Annotated in this window: 18 protein-coding genes; 6 read left to right on the top strand and 12 right to left on the bottom strand. The window is 36.2% G+C overall.

The window, feature by feature from the left end; all coding sequences use genetic code 11:
• Window positions 1-23 precede the first annotated feature (23 nt).
• From tyrS to JO178_RS20170, 3 genes are all read left to right on the top strand, one after another.
• Window positions 24-1,223 (top strand): tyrosine--tRNA ligase, encoded by a 1,200-nt coding sequence (tyrS, locus tag JO178_RS20180; protein WP_291939894.1) that lies wholly within the window; start codon window positions 24-26, stop codon window positions 1,221-1,223.
• 148 nt (window positions 1,224-1,371) lie between these two features.
• Entirely contained in the window at window positions 1,372-1,890 is a 519-nt protein-coding gene (locus JO178_RS20175; RefSeq protein WP_291939891.1) for a 3'-5' exoribonuclease, read from the top strand.
• Between the two features lie 25 nt (window positions 1,891-1,915).
• On the top strand, window positions 1,916-2,356 hold the full coding sequence (locus JO178_RS20170; protein WP_291939888.1) for a GNAT family N-acetyltransferase: 441 nt from the start codon (window positions 1,916-1,918) through the stop codon (window positions 2,354-2,356).
• 123 nt (window positions 2,357-2,479) lie between these two features.
• Here JO178_RS20170 and JO178_RS20165 read toward each other — a convergent pair whose 3' ends face one another.
• From JO178_RS20165 to panD, 4 genes are all read right to left on the bottom strand, one after another.
• Window positions 2,480-3,157: a TerD family protein gene (locus tag JO178_RS20165; RefSeq protein ID WP_291939885.1), complete on the bottom strand. Its 678-nt coding sequence runs from the start codon at window positions 3,155-3,157 to the stop codon at window positions 2,480-2,482.
• 26 nt (window positions 3,158-3,183) lie between these two features.
• Window positions 3,184-3,759, bottom strand: coding sequence for a TerD family protein (locus JO178_RS20160; protein ID WP_291939883.1), 576 nt, complete (start codon window positions 3,757-3,759; stop codon window positions 3,184-3,186).
• Between the two features lie 167 nt (window positions 3,760-3,926).
• Window positions 3,927-4,949: a lysylphosphatidylglycerol synthase transmembrane domain-containing protein gene (locus JO178_RS20155; protein WP_291939881.1), complete on the bottom strand. Its 1,023-nt coding sequence runs from the start codon at window positions 4,947-4,949 to the stop codon at window positions 3,927-3,929.
• 3 nt (window positions 4,950-4,952) lie between these two features.
• Complete coding sequence (gene panD / locus JO178_RS20150) at window positions 4,953-5,303, bottom strand: aspartate 1-decarboxylase (protein WP_029294648.1); 351 nt, start codon at window positions 5,301-5,303, stop codon at window positions 4,953-4,955.
• A 399-nt stretch (window positions 5,304-5,702) separates the two neighbouring features.
• Between panD and JO178_RS20145 the strand changes: the two genes are divergently transcribed.
• Window positions 5,703-5,993, top strand: a complete 291-nt coding sequence (locus JO178_RS20145) for an HU family DNA-binding protein (RefSeq protein ID WP_062702846.1) — start codon at window positions 5,703-5,705, stop codon at window positions 5,991-5,993.
• A 195-nt stretch (window positions 5,994-6,188) separates the two neighbouring features.
• Here the strand turns inward: JO178_RS20145 and pdxH are convergent, their stop codons facing one another.
• Complete coding sequence (pdxH, locus tag JO178_RS20140) at window positions 6,189-6,830, bottom strand: pyridoxamine 5'-phosphate oxidase (protein WP_291939865.1); 642 nt, start codon at window positions 6,828-6,830, stop codon at window positions 6,189-6,191.
• Window positions 6,831-6,854: 24 nt separating this feature from the next.
• Here pdxH and JO178_RS20135 point away from each other — a divergent pair, with 24 nt between their 5' ends.
• Together JO178_RS20135 and JO178_RS20130 are read left to right on the top strand one after the other, a co-directional pair.
• Window positions 6,855-7,403 carry a YqgE/AlgH family protein gene (locus JO178_RS20135; RefSeq protein ID WP_291939862.1) on the top strand — a complete coding sequence of 183 codons (549 nt, stop codon included), beginning with the start codon at window positions 6,855-6,857 and terminating at the stop codon, window positions 7,401-7,403.
• A 124-nt stretch (window positions 7,404-7,527) separates the two neighbouring features.
• Window positions 7,528-7,806 carry an N-acetylmuramoyl-L-alanine amidase gene (locus tag JO178_RS20130; protein WP_291939859.1) on the top strand — a complete coding sequence of 93 codons (279 nt, stop codon included), beginning with the start codon at window positions 7,528-7,530 and terminating at the stop codon, window positions 7,804-7,806.
• A gap of 83 nt (window positions 7,807-7,889) precedes the next feature.
• Here JO178_RS20130 and JO178_RS20125 read toward each other — a convergent pair whose 3' ends face one another.
• The 7 genes from JO178_RS20125 to JO178_RS20095 all read right to left on the bottom strand — a co-directional run bounded on the left by JO178_RS20125 (window position 7,890) and on the right by JO178_RS20095 (window position 16,011).
• Entirely contained in the window at window positions 7,890-8,702 is an 813-nt protein-coding gene (locus JO178_RS20125; protein WP_291939856.1) for an aminotransferase class IV, read from the bottom strand.
• A gap of 78 nt (window positions 8,703-8,780) precedes the next feature.
• Complete coding sequence (locus JO178_RS20120; RefSeq protein ID WP_027374691.1) at window positions 8,781-9,167, bottom strand: START-like domain-containing protein; 387 nt, start codon at window positions 9,165-9,167, stop codon at window positions 8,781-8,783.
• 190 nt (window positions 9,168-9,357) lie between these two features.
• Window positions 9,358-10,533, bottom strand: coding sequence for an aspartate aminotransferase family protein (locus JO178_RS20115; RefSeq protein WP_291940394.1), 1,176 nt, complete (start codon window positions 10,531-10,533; stop codon window positions 9,358-9,360).
• 98 nt (window positions 10,534-10,631) lie between these two features.
• On the bottom strand, window positions 10,632-12,374 hold the full coding sequence (locus tag JO178_RS20110) for an OstA-like protein (RefSeq protein WP_291939848.1): 1,743 nt from the start codon (window positions 12,372-12,374) through the stop codon (window positions 10,632-10,634).
• A gap of 3 nt (window positions 12,375-12,377) precedes the next feature.
• Complete coding sequence (locus JO178_RS20105) at window positions 12,378-12,851, bottom strand: transcriptional repressor (RefSeq protein ID WP_291939845.1); 474 nt, start codon at window positions 12,849-12,851, stop codon at window positions 12,378-12,380.
• 67 nt (window positions 12,852-12,918) lie between these two features.
• Window positions 12,919-14,913: a KUP/HAK/KT family potassium transporter gene (locus tag JO178_RS20100; RefSeq protein WP_291939842.1), complete on the bottom strand. Its 1,995-nt coding sequence runs from the start codon at window positions 14,911-14,913 to the stop codon at window positions 12,919-12,921.
• A gap of 117 nt (window positions 14,914-15,030) precedes the next feature.
• Window positions 15,031-16,011, bottom strand: a complete 981-nt coding sequence (locus tag JO178_RS20095; protein WP_291939839.1) for a pyruvate dehydrogenase complex E1 component subunit beta — start codon at window positions 16,009-16,011, stop codon at window positions 15,031-15,033.
• Window positions 16,012-16,237: the final 226 nt, after the last annotated feature.

The raw sequence follows: 16,237 nt of genomic DNA, 5'->3' as shown, positions 1-16,237 counted from the left end.
TTTCATTTTTAAAATTATTCAATATGATTCATACATTACAGGAAAATGTGGCTATTATTCTTCCGGAAAACGGATTGGTAGAAAAACTAAAAAAAGCCCACGAAGACAACCGAAAATTAACGATCAAGCTCGGTTTTGATCCTACAGCACCGGATCTTCATCTCGGCCATGCTGTCGTACTCAAAAAACTCAGACAATTTCAGAATCTGGGGCATCAGATTATTATTGTTGTAGGAAGTTTTACAGCGAGAATAGGTGATCCTACCGGAAAGAACAAAGCAAGAAAACCTTTGAGTAAAGAAGATGTGGAGCATAATGCACAAACTTACATCAACCAGTTGTCTAAAATTATTGACATGAAGAAAACAAAAATTGTGTTCAATTCTGATTGGCTGGACAGTCTTGGGTTTCCTGAGGTGATTGAGCTGATATCAAAAGTAACGGTAGCCCAGCTGATGCACAGAAATGATTTCAGTAAAAGGTTTACAGAAAATACACCTATTGCTATGCATGAACTGGTATACCCTATTCTGCAGGCTTTTGATTCTGTAAAAATTGAATGTGATATTGAAATGGGGGGCACAGACCAGCTTTTTAACTGTACGATGGGAAGACAACTTCAGGAAGCTCACCAGATGCCGGCTCAGATTGTAATGTGCATGCCTCTGCTAAAAGGTCTTGACGGAAAAGAAAAAATGAGTAAATCATTAAACAATATCATAGGACTGACCGATGAACCTAATGAAATGTTCGGAAAAACGATGTCTATTCCCGATGCATTAATTGATGAATTCATAGACCTGACTACAGATTTTTCATCCGAAGAAAAAATAAATTTAAAATCAAAAATAGAAAATGGTGAAAACCCGATGAATGTCAAAAAAACAATTGCAAAAAACATCATCACCCAATACCATAATGAAGCACTGGCTGAAAATGCGGGACAGTTTTTCATGAGTCAGCTCCAGAGCAAAAATCCTGAGGAGAAAATATTTGCCCCTGTTATAATAGATGCATTATTCAGTACCGGCGACTCTGTTACATTGCTTGAGCTATGCCATCAGCTAAAAAATGACCTCAGTAAATCAGCAGTAAAAAGGCTGATTGAAGGCGGAGGGATTCAGATTAACGCTGTTAAAGTTATCGATCCGGATGAAACAGTAAAACTCCTGCCACAAACTAAAATAAAAATTGGCAAAAGAACATTTTTTGAATTGGTATAACCCTTGAAATAAGGCCGGAAATACTACATTCTTGCCCAACAAACAATATATGAATAGTACTTCCGGTTTTTCTCTTAGGTTCTACATCACTTTTTCATTTCTAAATCAGATGAAATCAATATCTTCGCTTCATTAAAACGATTATCCAATGAGCTACATCATGGTTGATATAGAATCAGATGGTCCTATTCCCGGAGATTTTTCTATGGTTTGTTTTGGAGCAGTCCTGGTGAATGAGAGACTGGATACTACTTTCTACGGAAAACTAAAACCTGTTTCGGCAAAGTTTAATACGGAGGCATTAGCCGTTTCTGGTTTTAGCAGAGAAGAAACCCTGGATTTTGAGGATCCTGAGAGAGTCATGTATGATTTTGAGGAATGGATCATAAAAAATTCTAAGGGAAGACCTATTTTTATTAGTGATAATAATGGTTTTGACTGGATGTTCATATGCTGGTATTTTCATCATTTCATAGGAAGAAACCCTTTCGGATATTCATCAAGAAGATTATCTGATCTTTATTGCGGACTGGAAAAGGATACTTTTGCACAATGGAAGCATCTACGCCAAACGCAGCATACCCACCATCCGGTAGACGATGCCAGAGGAAATGCTGAAGTTTTGCTTCATATGAAAAGAGAAATGGGACTGAAAATTGCATTATAACAGATACATTATTTTTAATTCAGATATGGATCCTGACCTTCATTACAGAAAAGCCGACGAAACTGATATTGATTTTCTTCTCAACCTGAGAATGAAAACGATGAATCCCCATTACGCTGAATCTAAACTTCCTACCGATCAGAAAACTACTCTTCAGAGGGTACTTTATGAGTTTGATAAAGCCAACATTATTTTTTTACATCATCAGCCTATCGGATTGTTGAAAATAAACCAGACTGATGAAAAAACAGAAGTTCTTCAACTTCAGATTGATCCGGAATTACAAGGCCGCGGGCTTGGAAGAAAAATTCTGACAGCTATTCTTGATAAAGCAGGAGCAACCGGTAGAACAGTGTCATTAAGTGTTTTAAAAACCAACAAAGCACAACACCTTTATTCCAGTCTGGGGTTCAAAATCATCAGTGAAGATGAACATTCTTATTTTATGGAAATTTCGCCGGTTTAGGTAGAAACATCTCTGTTATTTTATGATGTTAAAGTATTTGACTGATCTGCAATTTAAAAAATAAATTCAGACTCAGAAACAAAAACGGGCTAAAGCCCGTTTCTATGAATCAATAAGATAAATTTAATTAGAGTATGCGTATTGCTGTTTCAGAATATCTATAAAATTATCGGTATGATGAGGTTCTCCCACAGCACGGAACTTCCAGTCGCCGTTATGACGATAAGCTTCTGCAAAGACCATAGCACACATACCGTTCATACTTGAATCACCTGACAGACTATATTTGGTAATCTCTTTACCGGAAGCATCTACGGCACGGATAAATGCATTTTCAATCATTCCGAAATGCTGATTATTTGTTCTGCCCTGATAAATAGTTACAAGAAAAACAATTTTCTGATAAGTCTGATCCAGCTGATCCAGTTTCACAATGATCTGCTCATCATCACCATCTCCGGCTCCGGTTCTGTTGTCTCCCGTAAGCCAGACATTTCCGCTAGGGTGCTGCATAGAATTGAAGAACACCACATCTCCCTGATAAAGTCCCATCTGCCTTCCGTCATTGGTCTGAACTGTTCTTCCGAGATTAGCTACTTTCCCGTTTCCGTCCAAAAGAAATGCAACGGCATCAAGATCATATTCCGCTTCCTTACTGAATAGCTTCCCAAAGAAACCACTTCCCTGTTTTCTTACATCCCATCCCAATCCGATCGTCACTTTCGAAAGATCGTAAACACTTTCTCCACGGTCATTCTTTCTTAAATCAATTGTTTGACCTTTCTGTAAATTAATTGCCATAGCTATTATTTTGTGTAATTGATAATTTATTTAATGATCTGTCCTTTATAATATTTTTCAAGAAAGAATCCAAGATCTGCCCTGTAGCCTATTCCTGAAGCTTCGAATTTCCATCCGCCATTTCTTTTATAGAGTCTTCCGAACTCTACTCCGGTTTCAATGGAAAAATCTTCATCCAGTTCATATTTAGCAATTTCCTGATGAGTATTGTTATCTACTACTCTGATATATGAATTTCTTACCTGTCCGAAGTTCTGTCTTCGTCTTTCAAAATCTTCTATGGTTACTACAAAAAGGATTTCCTCCACTCTGGAATCTACTTTTTCAAGATCGATAATAATTGCTTCATCATCGTCTCCATCGCTGTTTTTACCATTCGGATCATCTCCGGTATGTGTTAAAGCTCCATCAGGAGACTTTAGATTATTATAAAAAACAAAATATTCTTCGCTTACTAATTTTCTATCGGAATCAATCATGATTGCAGAAGCATCCAGGTCAAAATCATATCCTGTACCTTCATTCGGGTCCCATCCTAATCCTATTGTCATTTTAGTCAGCCCTATTTCAATCTTCTGTCCTTTCTGTAAATTAATTGCCATAGTATTCTATATTAAATTATTTTTGCATTAAGATAAATTTGATTTATGAATTGACCAAATTTATTTATAAAAATTAATCTGCATGCCACAACCTTTGGGCTGTGGTATTTCATTAAAAAAGTCCAATTTTTTCAATTGGACTTGTATAAGGGAAGATATGTTATCTTTTAAAAATCTTTCTCGGAAACAGCCGCATTTCTTGCCTTTGCCAACATAGGAATAGAGATAAGCCCCATCACCAGCATAATAACAATCTGAAGCGGCAGAGAGATAAATGAATAGGTAAGCCCCATTTCACCACCCAGGTCTGCACTTTTTCCCACAGAAATAAAGAGTGCCATAAATCCGAATTTCATGGCCAGGTTATAAGCTCCGATTCCGCCACTGGCAGGAATGATCATTCCTAATGTTCCCACTACAATAATAAAGAAACCGTCCGCCATCGTAAATCCTGATGTTTCAGGAAGTGCAAAACATACCAGATAGGCTGCAAAATAATAAGAAATCCAGATGCCTAGTGTATACAGAATAAATTTTCCTTTTTGTTTCAGTTTAAAAATGGTTGTTAATCCCTGAAAAATTCCGTCAATAAAACCAACAATCTTTCCCAGAAACGGAACTCCGGCCAGTTTCTTTTTAAAAACAAAAAAGAGAACCGTGCCACCGGCCAGAATCAAAAGAACGACTAAGATCTTATTGGGGTTAATCTTCACTCCTGAATTTTCATAAAAGGATAAAATGGCTTCATATTTAAACAATAAAGTCAATCCAAGAAAACCAAGCATACATATCAGGTCTACTACCCTTTCCAGGATGATGGTTCCGAAAGATTTATCTACCGGTACTTTTTCCACACCATAGAGGGCTGTAGCCCTTGCAAGTTCTCCACTTCTTGGAATGGTAAGGTTCATCAGGTATCCGAATGATATAGACCAGAGTGAATTGGAGTTTGAAATCCGGTGTCCCATAGGTTCCAGCATCAGATTCCATCGGATTGCTCTAAACCAGTAGGCAAGAAGCCCAAACACGGCAGCAAACAATACCCATAGGTAATTAGCCTTGGCTAATGATTTTTGAATCACTTTAAAATCCAGGCCTTTTAAGGCGAGCCATAAAAAAAAGCCTGCAAAAGCAAGCGATATTACTATTGTAAGTACTGATTTTAAAGAATTTTTTGATGTTTTCTCCATGAATTAGGTAAGAAGATTTGTTTTTTCATCCGGGAAAACTATTTTCGGCTGGAAGTCTTTGGCTTCTTCCGGCGTCATCTGTGCATAGGCGATAATGATAATAATATCATCTCTCTGCACTTTTCTTGCAGCAGGTCCGTTCAGACACACTTCTCCTGACTTTCTTTTTCCTTTGATAACATAGGTATCAAAACGCTCTCCGTTGTTTACATTGACGATGTAGACTCTTTCTCCCACTACCAGTCCGGCCGCTTCTATAAGATCTTCATCTATCGTTATACTCCCAATATAATTAAGGTCAGAGGCTGTTACTCTCACCCTGTGGATTTTAGACTTGAAAACTTCTATTAACATGTTGCAAATTTATTAATAAAAATTAATAAAACAGCGGTACCTTATCATTTTAAAAGTCCCACGAACACAGGTGTTTATTTTAAAAAAACATAAAAAAAATGAATTTTGATTATAGAATCAACAAATATATACTCAAAAACATCAATAGTTTACACACAATTTAGGATTTAATAAATACAGGAAATAATATTAAGTTTTTGCTAAAGTCAATACACATAAGCATTTGGCATGATTTTAGTAACCCGTAACGTAGATTTTTCGTGCAAAACCGAATTATCATATTTTAACTATTTTCACTGAAATGTAAAAAAATTGTATAAGTTTTAATAAAAAAATTGCACAATTAGAAAATAGTATTATATTTGCTATAATTACGAACTAACTTTAATATTAAAAATTATGAACAAGTCTGAATTAATCGACGCAATCGCAAAAGATGCAGGTATCACTAAAGTTGCAGCTAAAGCTGCTTTAGAATCATTCATTTCTAACGTAACTACTACTTTAAAGAAAAAAGACGGAAAAGTGTCTTTAGTAGGTTTCGGTACTTTCTCAGTAGCTGAGAGAGCGGCTAGACAAGGGATCAACCCTGCAACTAAAAAACCAATTAAAATTGCTGCTAAAAAAGTTGCTAAATTCAAGGCTGGAGCTGATTTATCAAATGCAGTTTCCGGTGCTAAGAAAAAATAATCATTCAGATTACAAAAATTTACAGGCTGTTTCTTTGAAACAGCCTTTTTTATGTTTTTTATAATCGTAAAACCATCTAGAAATTTCGACTCATGTACATAAGAGTAAAGAAAAACATATAAGCGAGCTTTAGCCCGCTTATATTGACTGATATGATAGAAGATGCTGAGCTTACCACCCTTTCTAACTTTTATACTACGGAGCGAGTCTTGAAATTTTCCAGTCCAGATCTTCCAGCTGGTAGATAATTCTGTCATGAAGACGATTAGGTCTACCCTGCCAGAATTCAATTTCATAGGGCTTGGCAATATATCCACCCCAGTTAGCAGGTCTTGGAATCTCAGAGTTTTCAAATTCTTTTTCCAGTTCTTTTAATTTCATTTCCAGAAATTCTCTGTTCGGAATCACTTCACTCTGAGGAGAAACCACTGCACCCAGCTGACTACCCTTTGGTCTTGAATGAAAATATCCGTCACTTAAATTTTCAGCCACTTTTTCTAAATTGGCTTTAATAATAATCTGTCTTTCAAGATTCGGCCAGAAAAAATGAAGGCAAGCTTTATGATTGTGCTCTATAGCTTTTCCTTTTCGACTGTTATAATTGGTATAAAAAATAAATCCTTCATGAGTATATGCTTTAAGCAGCACCATTCTTGTTCTCGGGCAGCCGTCTTCTTCTACTGTAGAAACCGCCATAGCATTAGCTTCAGAGATCATCTGGTTCTCGCTTGCTTCCAAAAACCAGTCTCTGAATTGCTCGATTGGATTTTGTTTTACCTCACTTTCAATAAGTTGGGATTTCTCGTACACTTTTCTTTTATCGTGCAGGTTTTCCATAAATATTTTTTATTAAATTTGAGTATGAATCACTCATACAAAGGTAAAATATTAATCTCCACCCCTGACATTTCCGGCGATATTTTTTCAAGATCGGTGGTATTGGTTATTGAACATAATGAAAGTGGAGCATTTGGTTTGATACTGAATAAGAAAAACAGCCAGATGAGTACTAAATTCAACGACTTTTTTGATTTTAAGATTGAAGTATACGACGGAGGTCCCGTGGAAAATGACAAGGTCTTCTTTATTGTAAAAGGCGAAAGAGTAACAGATATCTACACCAACATTACCGATGAGTTTTATCTTACAGAAGACATCGAACGTATCATCAGCGCGGTTTTAAATAACGAACTGGATATTCACAATATCAAAATCTTTTCGGGGTATTCAGGATGGTCGCCGAATCAGCTGGATACCGAAGTTCAGAGGAAGATGTGGACGGTAGTAGATGTTTATAATCTTGACTATACTTTGCCTAATGATCAGACACTATGGAAATCTATCATGCAGAATCTTGGCGGCGAGTTTTTACTTTGGGCCAACTCCCCGGAAGATATTTCACTGAATTAACAATATTTCCATCAATCCCTTGTAAATAATTAACAAATTTTAAGATTACGTTAACTAATTTTTAAAAAACTTTTCACGTTCTTTGAAAAACCAAAATCACTGAAAATGAAAGGGATTTATTTACTTGCTTTTATTAATCTTTTCAACAGCATTTCTGTCACCCATTCCCCTGAACAAAAAATATATTATCATAAACGCCGGTCATGGCGGAAATGATCCGGAAGGGGTATATAGTCATTTCTCAGAGAAAGAAATTTCACTGAATATCACTAAAGAAATTCAAAAGTTCAATTACATCGAAAACAAGTGGAGTGCTTTAACAAGAAATTCCGACAGCTATCCGGATCTTATTGCAAGGAAAAAATCGTACAAAAAACCCGTTGAAATCATCAACGAATATTAAAATAAAAAACAATTTCTGATATATTCAGAATAAAACCCGGTAAAGGACTTTGAAATGTTGTTGTTTACCGGGTTTGTCAATTTTTAATTAAAACTTTTTTTCCAGTTTTCCACCAGTTCTGAGAAACGGGCAGTTGCAAAAGTCTTATTTCTTATTTTACCTACACAAAATATGCCTTTCTCATCTGAAATCATCAAAATCTCTTCGGCTTTCTGAGATTCAAATGCAATAATCTCGTGTTCCTGAATATCTGCAAGGTTATTTTTATGCAAATAAGTGACAAAGCCTTCCATCAGAGGAGAAATATAGGCCCCTTCTGACTGTTTCGGAACTTTAATCACATTTCCTTCCAGAAATAAAAGATTTCCTGATGTGGAGCGGGCAATTCTTTTGTTCGGATTAAGAAGAATCACATCATCCAGATCATTTTCCTGTGCGTAGATTCCACCATAAATATTTTCCGGACAATGAACCCTGATATTGCTCAACAAATTGTTGTTCACATTAATTTCTTTAATCAGATCCAGCTCCAGAGGTCTATCATGAACAGCCAACAGATCGTTCAATTCCGTAACTTCATAGAAGTAGGAAACTGAAGATTTTGCCAATGTAAGCTCATCATTATTTCTGAAAACCTGAAAATTGATGATTCCGTTCTGTAGCCCTTTACCTTCAATAACATCTTTATGAAAAAGTGTCTGGAAAAATTCCAATGTATAAGTCAAAGGAATATTCATTCTCATCTTTCTCATAGAAGCCATCAGGAAAAAATAGCATTCTTCATCCATGATCAATCTGCCATGTCGTATGAAAAAAGAAACCTTTACTGTATCGCCCACAAGAAAGGCTCTATTCTTTACATTTAATGTATCTGATGTAAAATATTGATTTTCCAATTTTTGATGTGATTTATTTATAAAAAAATAATGAACGATAAATCGTTCATCAGTTTTATCATTTATTACAATGCTCTATTATGCAGCACCTAATTTTATTCTGAGGTTTTCAATAAGATTTTCCCAATACATTGCGTTTTCTTCTTCATCTCCTTCTTCACAGAAATCTGTAATATTCAGAGCTAAGTCTTCTGTAATATCATCTATTACGATAGTCATTTCAAAGAAATTCTTAGTTCCTTCGTCTTCTTCCCATCTAAAACGCACGAAACCTTCAGGCTTATATCTGATCAAAGTGGCCTTTTCAGCAGGTCCTCCGCCCCAACTAAAAAAGAAGTCATCGCCTTTCTCTGTTACCTCATCCGCAAACCATTCAGACAATCCCTCTGCAGTCGCCAGATACTCGTATAAAATCTCTGATAAACAATGCATTGGAAATTCGTAATGGACTTTATGTTTCGCCATATAATCTTTGTTTTTATCGTCCCGCAATATATAAATTAATTTTTTTATTACACAAAAAAGCAATTACTTTTTTAAAGAATCTGCATGATATTTATCAGAGATATTAAATCTGTATTATGTTAAATAAAAGCGGTTTAAAATACCATGTAAAGCATAAAAAAAATCTCTCCGGGTAGAGAGACTTTATCTTTTAATCTTCATTAAGGACATCCAGTATAATCTGGCAGCCCTGTCTGATTTCATCCGTAGATAATGTAAGCGGAGGAGAAATTCTCAGGTACTCGTTTCTATACAACTGCCAGAAAACAATAAGCCCTCTTTCCATACATTTTTTTGCTACTGTGAGGGTATATTCCGGAGATCCTAAATTTACCGCAAGCATTAAACCTTTTCCATTAATATTTTTAATTTTCGGGTGGACCAAAAGCTCCCTGAAAAGTTTTTCTTTCTCTGCGACTTTATCCATTAAACCGCTTTCCAGGACTTCTTTTAAAGTAGCGTGACTTGCCGCAGCAATTAAAGGATTGCCTCCGAATGTAGTAATATGACCTAATTTTGGTGAATGTGCCAAGGTTTCCATAATTTTTCTGGAACTCATGAATGCTCCCACAGGAACCCCGCCTCCCATTCCTTTACCCATAACCAGAATATCAGGAACGATTCCAAAATGCTCAAAAGAAAAGAGCTTTCCCGTTCTTCCAAAACCCGGTTGAATTTCGTCAAGAATCAAAAGCGCTCCTACCTCTTCACATCTTTTTTTAAGCTTGATCAGGTAATCATCATCAGGTACCAGAAACCCTGCTGCTCCCTGAATGGTTTCCAGAATAACACAGGCTGTTTTTTCGGTAATCTTTTCAAATTCTGCTTCATTATTAAATTCGATAAAAGAAATCATTGGCAGCAAAGGACGAAATTCTCTTTTATGGTATTCATTTCCTGAAACACTCAGGGCTCCGTGTGTATTGCCATGGTAAGAATCTTTGAATGAAATAATTTCTTCTCTTCCCGTATATCTTTTTGCCAGTTTTAAACTTCCGTCAATAGCTTCTGCTCCGCTGTTGACCAGATAGGTCATTTCCAGAGGATCCGGGGTAGCCTCTGCAAGTAATTTACATAGTTCAACGGGTTTTTCCTGTGCATACTCCCCATATACCATAACATGAAGATATTTATCAGCCTGCTCTTTAATTGCATTGACTACTTTAGGATGTGAATGTCCTAAAGTATTGGCAGAAACCCCTGCTACGAAATCGAGGTATTTTTTTCCGTCTGTCCCGTAAATATAGCTTCCAACTGCTTTCTCAACTTCAAAACCTGCTGCAAATTGAGTGGTTTGTGCCTGATATATAAAAAAGTCTTTATGCATTTCCATCGTCTCAAAATTTTTTAGCAAAGCTATAAAACATTCACTAAACGTTAAAATTAATCCATAAAAAAAGACCGGAGATTTTCCGGTCTTTTCCATTATTTTCTGGTTCGCTTAGGTTTTTTAGCTTCTTCCTTTGCTCTTTCTTTTTCAATAGCATCCTGAGCTTTGTCATAGAGCTCATTATCTCCGGTATATTTTATTTCTTCATGATTAGGACTGTCGACAAGTATATCCTGCCACTTCCTGATCCTGTCTTTGGTATTCCAGTTAAAATCAGGAAATTTCCTTTTTACAGGTTCTATTTTGCTCATCGGGTAAGTATCTGATACTGCTCCGATACTGCAGGAAATAATCTGCAAGGTCCTTTCTTCAAATAAAGCTCCGATAATACCACAGGCAGAAAGTGTAATTCCTATCCTTTCCGGTTTTTTGGTTTCCTGATCTGTATCATCAACATAGGCAATAGACTGGGCATTCCCTACGACTCTTACTTCTTTGATATCATTCTTCTCATAATATACCGTCATGAATTTCCCTTTTACCTGATTGAATTCATCTTTCAGATTCAGTGAATCTACTTTACTGATGGCAAAAGCATTTCCGATAACTTTCAGCGAGTCTATATTCTCATTTTTGGTATTAAAATAGGCTTCTACTTTATCACCTGTCACCTGTTTTTCTCCACTCCAGAGAATTGGTTTGGTGTACATATGCATGATACCGTCCGTTTCATTGAAGGTGATAGAATCTGCCCTTCCCTGTGCATTGGATTTGTAAATACGTGCTTTCTTATAAGCTCTTAAATAGCTTTTCTTGATTTTAATATCTAATGAATCCGGTCTTTGATAGGAAATGATTTTTTCTGCGGCAAAATAGACGGAATCTTTCTCCATTACTTTTACAGCATAGGGACTTTTAGTCATCATTGAAGAATCTTTCTTTTCAAAAATTTCACCGTACCCCCCTTTGATATATCTTCTTTCTTTAGGATCGTCAAGGGTTACATTTCCGGTTGCTTTTCCAAAACCGGTAATCTGGTTAAAATACATATCATCCCCGGTAAGGATTTTATCATTATAGAAGATCTTGGAATTTTTATTAAGGAAAGCTTCTTTGGTTTCCATTCTGTACGTTCCTCTTTCCGTATATACCCTGTTCTTAGGATTAGCCCTGTTGGTAATCGTGGTAGGCCCGAAAAATTCAGCTACTTTGGTATTCTGGTTCTGTTTGATATTAACCCCTTCAATGATGTATTGGGCATTATCTATTTTTACATTCCCCACGAAGTCTATCATTTTTGTATTCAGAAAATACGTTGCAGACTTTGTATACATTACATTTCCCTGATTGTCTGTAATTGTTCCTCCGGTATTAAAATAAGCCTGATTAGCCAGCTTATCATAATAAAGGATATCGGTCTTTATGGTCTGTTTGGGATCGGTAAGCACCACATTCTTTCGGGCAACTCCCTTCTGGGTATTCCCGTCATACTCCATTTCTCCGGCAGTAATCACAGAACCGTCGGCATTTTGAAGTTTGGTATTTCCTATTGCTTTTGCAAAGTTTTCTTCGTTATAAAGCACTACTTCATCTGCTGTAAGGATAGAGCCCTGATGTTCGATCTGAACATTACCTGTAAAGTATTGATTACCCTCGTATTTTCCGGGGTCTTTGATAATTTTATCCGCATGGATAATTTTTATTTTATCTTCAGGTCTCTGCGGTTGTGGTTTTGCTGTTGCGGGAGTCTGTAAATAAGGATCTCTCTTCACAGGTGTTTTATCCTGCGCAAAACCAAACGTAGAAATAAAGATAAACAGAAAAAGGATTATTCTCATTAATTAGTCATTCTTAGTGCCATAAAAATATAGCGAATGAGAATCAATTTTTACGCCAAATGCTTCTTCAATGGCTTCTTTGATTCCTTGGATTCTTGGGTCACAGAATTCAATAATTTCTTCAATTTCCTTATCAGATTCTTTTTTATAAATCACAAGGTGATCATGTTGTTTGTCAAAATAAGACTTCTCATAGGATGAAGAGGTCAGTGTCTTTTCTCCGAACTGATGCTTACGGATAAGCCCTGCATCAAGGAAAATTTCGATTGTATTATAAATAGTTGCTTTGGAAACATGATATTTCTTCTGCATCATCAGAAGATACAGATCATCTACATTAAAGTGATGATCCATATTATAAATCTCTTCCAATATCGTATATCTTTCAGGTGTGTTTCTGAACCCTTTTTCTAATAAGTAGTTCCTTAAAACATCCTTGATCAAAGCTATATTCTTTTCTTTTTGTACTGTATCCATTAAAAAAATTATCTACAAATTTATTGATTTTTATTTAAATAGATAGTATGGTTCTGAGCCAGCTCTCTTAAGAATTGTGACGGAAGTAACCGGACTGCTCAATTTTGTTGTCATAAACAGTAAGTTCCGTAATAGGTGCAGATTCCACTTCAACATTGTGCGAAGACACTCCCCAGGCTTTAAAGTCATCACTTCCGATATACTTCACGAAGTTGTAGATGTTAAGGGTAATCTTCTGTTTAACAGTTAAAAGAATATCGTTAATATATGTATTATCTATAATTACATACTTCAAATCCGGTGGTATATCATGAGCCCTAAGAGACGGGTGGCTGCTTCTTGAAGGAATGGTTCCGTCATTCATTAAGTCTTTCAGCACCATATTGAAATAATCATTAATTCTTCGGTCTACTTTAAATCCTAAAAGGAAATTGATTTTATAAACAGTACCCGGAAGAATTTCGTCTACGGTATATCTGAAGGTATAGGGATCTTCCTGATTTACAATACTTAAAATAAAATAATGATCCGCTCTTTTCGGTTGTTTTTTGATGATTGAATAGATAATTTTGGATTCCACTTCATCATTTCTTTTGGCTCTGCTCAGATAAGCAAGATTGGTAGCATATTTCGGAATCGTTTCATCCAGCTTCATATCTTTAAGGATAGACACATATTTCTCTATTTTCACAAACTGGATAAATCTTGTTTTGATCAGTCTTCCGTTATACCAGGCATACATAGAAACCCCAATAGAACCGGCTAATACTACCGTAATCCATCCACCTTCCATGAATTTGATGATATTGGCACTGAAGAATCCTAATTCGATAGCCATGTATACCATAGCAAAAAACAGGATCAGTATTTTGCTGACTCTGTGTTTTAATAACCAGAATACCAGCAATACCGTAGTCATCAGCATGGTTACCGTAATGGATAATCCATAGGCCGCTTCCATTTTTCCTGATTCCCTGAAATGAAGTACTACAATGATGCATAAGATCAGAAGTCCCCAGTTGATTCTCGGAATATACATTTGCCCTTTAACCCCTGAAGGATAATCGATTTTCTGATTAGGCCATAAGTTAAGAGACATCGCTTCAGAGAAAATAGTAAAAGAACCTGTAATCAAAGCCTGACTCGCAATAATTGCTGCTGCTGTAGCCAAAATCACTCCCGGTATAATCATCCATTCTTCCATAATTCCAAAGAAAGGGTTTACGACTGAAAATCCTGGTTTATTATAATTGGTTAAGAGCCATGCTCCCTGTCCAAGGTAATTTAAAATGAGCATCACTTTAACAAATGCCCAGCTTACTCTTATATTTTTAGCTCCGCAGTGCCCCAAATCTGAGTATAGCGCCTCTGCTCCTGTTGTACAAAGGAAAACTGCACCAAGAATCACAATTGCACTCGGAGAGTTCACAATAAGCTTATATGCGTAATAAGGATTAAAAGATCTCAGAATTTCAAAATTCTCGCTTAAATGCATTATTCCCAAACCGCCTAATACCAGGAACCATACCACCATCACGGGACCGAAAAACTTCCCGATAAAACTGGTTCCGAATTGTTGTACCACAAAAATAGCAATCAGGATTCCGATCGTAATAGGGACAACCGGTGTATGCGGATTATAGATTTCCAAACCTTCAATAGCCGACATTACGGTAAGCGATGGAGTGATTACTCCGTCTGCAATAAGGGCTGCAGCTCCGATGATGGCAATAAGATACAACCATCCTTTTTTCAGGTTTCTGACCAGAGAAAACAAGGCTAAAATACCTCCTTCTCCTTTGTTATCTGCCCGTAAGGCAATGATTACATATTTTATAGTGGTCTGAAGAGTAAGGGTCCAGATAATACAGGAAAGAGCCCCTTCTATGTATTCATTGAAAGGCATATTGCTCCCTACGGATCTTGCATTTACAATTGCTTTCATCACATAAAGCGGTGATGTTCCGATATCTCCGAAAACAATTCCTAATGAGACTAAAACTCCAATAAAAGAAAGTTTTTTTATGTCAAAATGATAACCATCTTCTGTAACGTCTGCCATGTCAGCTTTTTTAATTTTAAACCCGCAAATTTATACTAATTTTATGACCCTAAGAATTTTTCTTCATGAATATAATAAATGAAAAAACTTCCTTTCGGAAGTTTTTTTCTATTATTGTTATTTTACGTACATCGCTTTTTTGATTTCCTCTTTTACTTTTTCAAGTTTAGGGAACCATTCTGCAAATAATGCAGCAGAATAAGGTGCAGGTGCATCAGGAGTCGTAATTCTCTTGATTGGAGCATCTAAATAATCAAATGCTTTTTGCTGTACCATATAAGTAATTTCTGAAGATATTGAACCAAAAGGCCAAGCTTCTTCTAAAATAACCAGTCTGTTTGTTTTCTTTACTGATTCTAAAATTGTATCAAAATCCAGAGGACGTACTGTTCTAAGATCGATAACTTCTACTGAGATTCCTTCCTTAGCCATGTCTTCAGCTGCCTGAATTGCTAACTTCATGATTTTACCGAATGAAACCAAAGTTACATCTGTACCTTCTCTCTTGATATCAGCTTTTCCGATTGGTAAATAATATTCCTCTTCAGGGATTTCCATTTTATCACCATACATCTGCTCAGATTCCATGAAGATCACAGGATCATTATCCTGAATCGCAGTTTTCAATAATCCTTTTGCATCATAAGGGTTTGAAGGCACTACTACTTTAAGTCCCGGACAGTTGGCAAACCAACCTTCGAAAGCCTGAGAGTGTGTAGCTCCTAATTGTCCTGCAGAAGCAGTAGGACCACGGAAAACGATCGGACAGTTCCACTGTCCACCACTCATCTGACGGATTTTCGCCGCATTATTGATAATCTGATCAATTCCTACTAAAGAGAAATTGAATGTCATAAATTCTACGATTGGTCTGTTCCCGTTCATTGCAGCTCCTACAGAAATTCCTGTAAATCCAAGTTCTGCAATCGGTGTATCGATTACTCTTTTCGGACCAAATTCATCCAGCATTCCTTTTGAAGCTTTATATGCACCATTATATTCTGCAACTTCCTCCCCCATCAGGTAGATAGATTCGTCTTTACGCATTTCCTCGCTCATTGCCTGTGCAATTACCTCACGAAAAGTATATTCTGCCATATTTTCTTGAAAAATTTAGACTACAAAAATAGTGTTTTTTTATTATACACATAACAAAAAAGGTATCTCATTCAAGGGGATGCTTTAATATTAATTTTATTTAAAATACATTTTCTGCCGTTCATTCACTTCCTGACAGTCATTTATATACTACTTTGCCTGTTTGTATCTCAAAAACAAAAACGGTATCTCATTCCTGAAATACCGCCTTAAAATTCTATTTAAA

The organism is Chryseobacterium sp., from assembly GCF_019236175.1.
Lineage (GTDB): Bacteria > Bacteroidota > Bacteroidia > Flavobacteriales > Weeksellaceae > Chryseobacterium.
The sequence above is the reverse complement of the archived record's forward strand: the minus strand, read 5'-3'. Positions and strand labels throughout refer to the sequence as shown.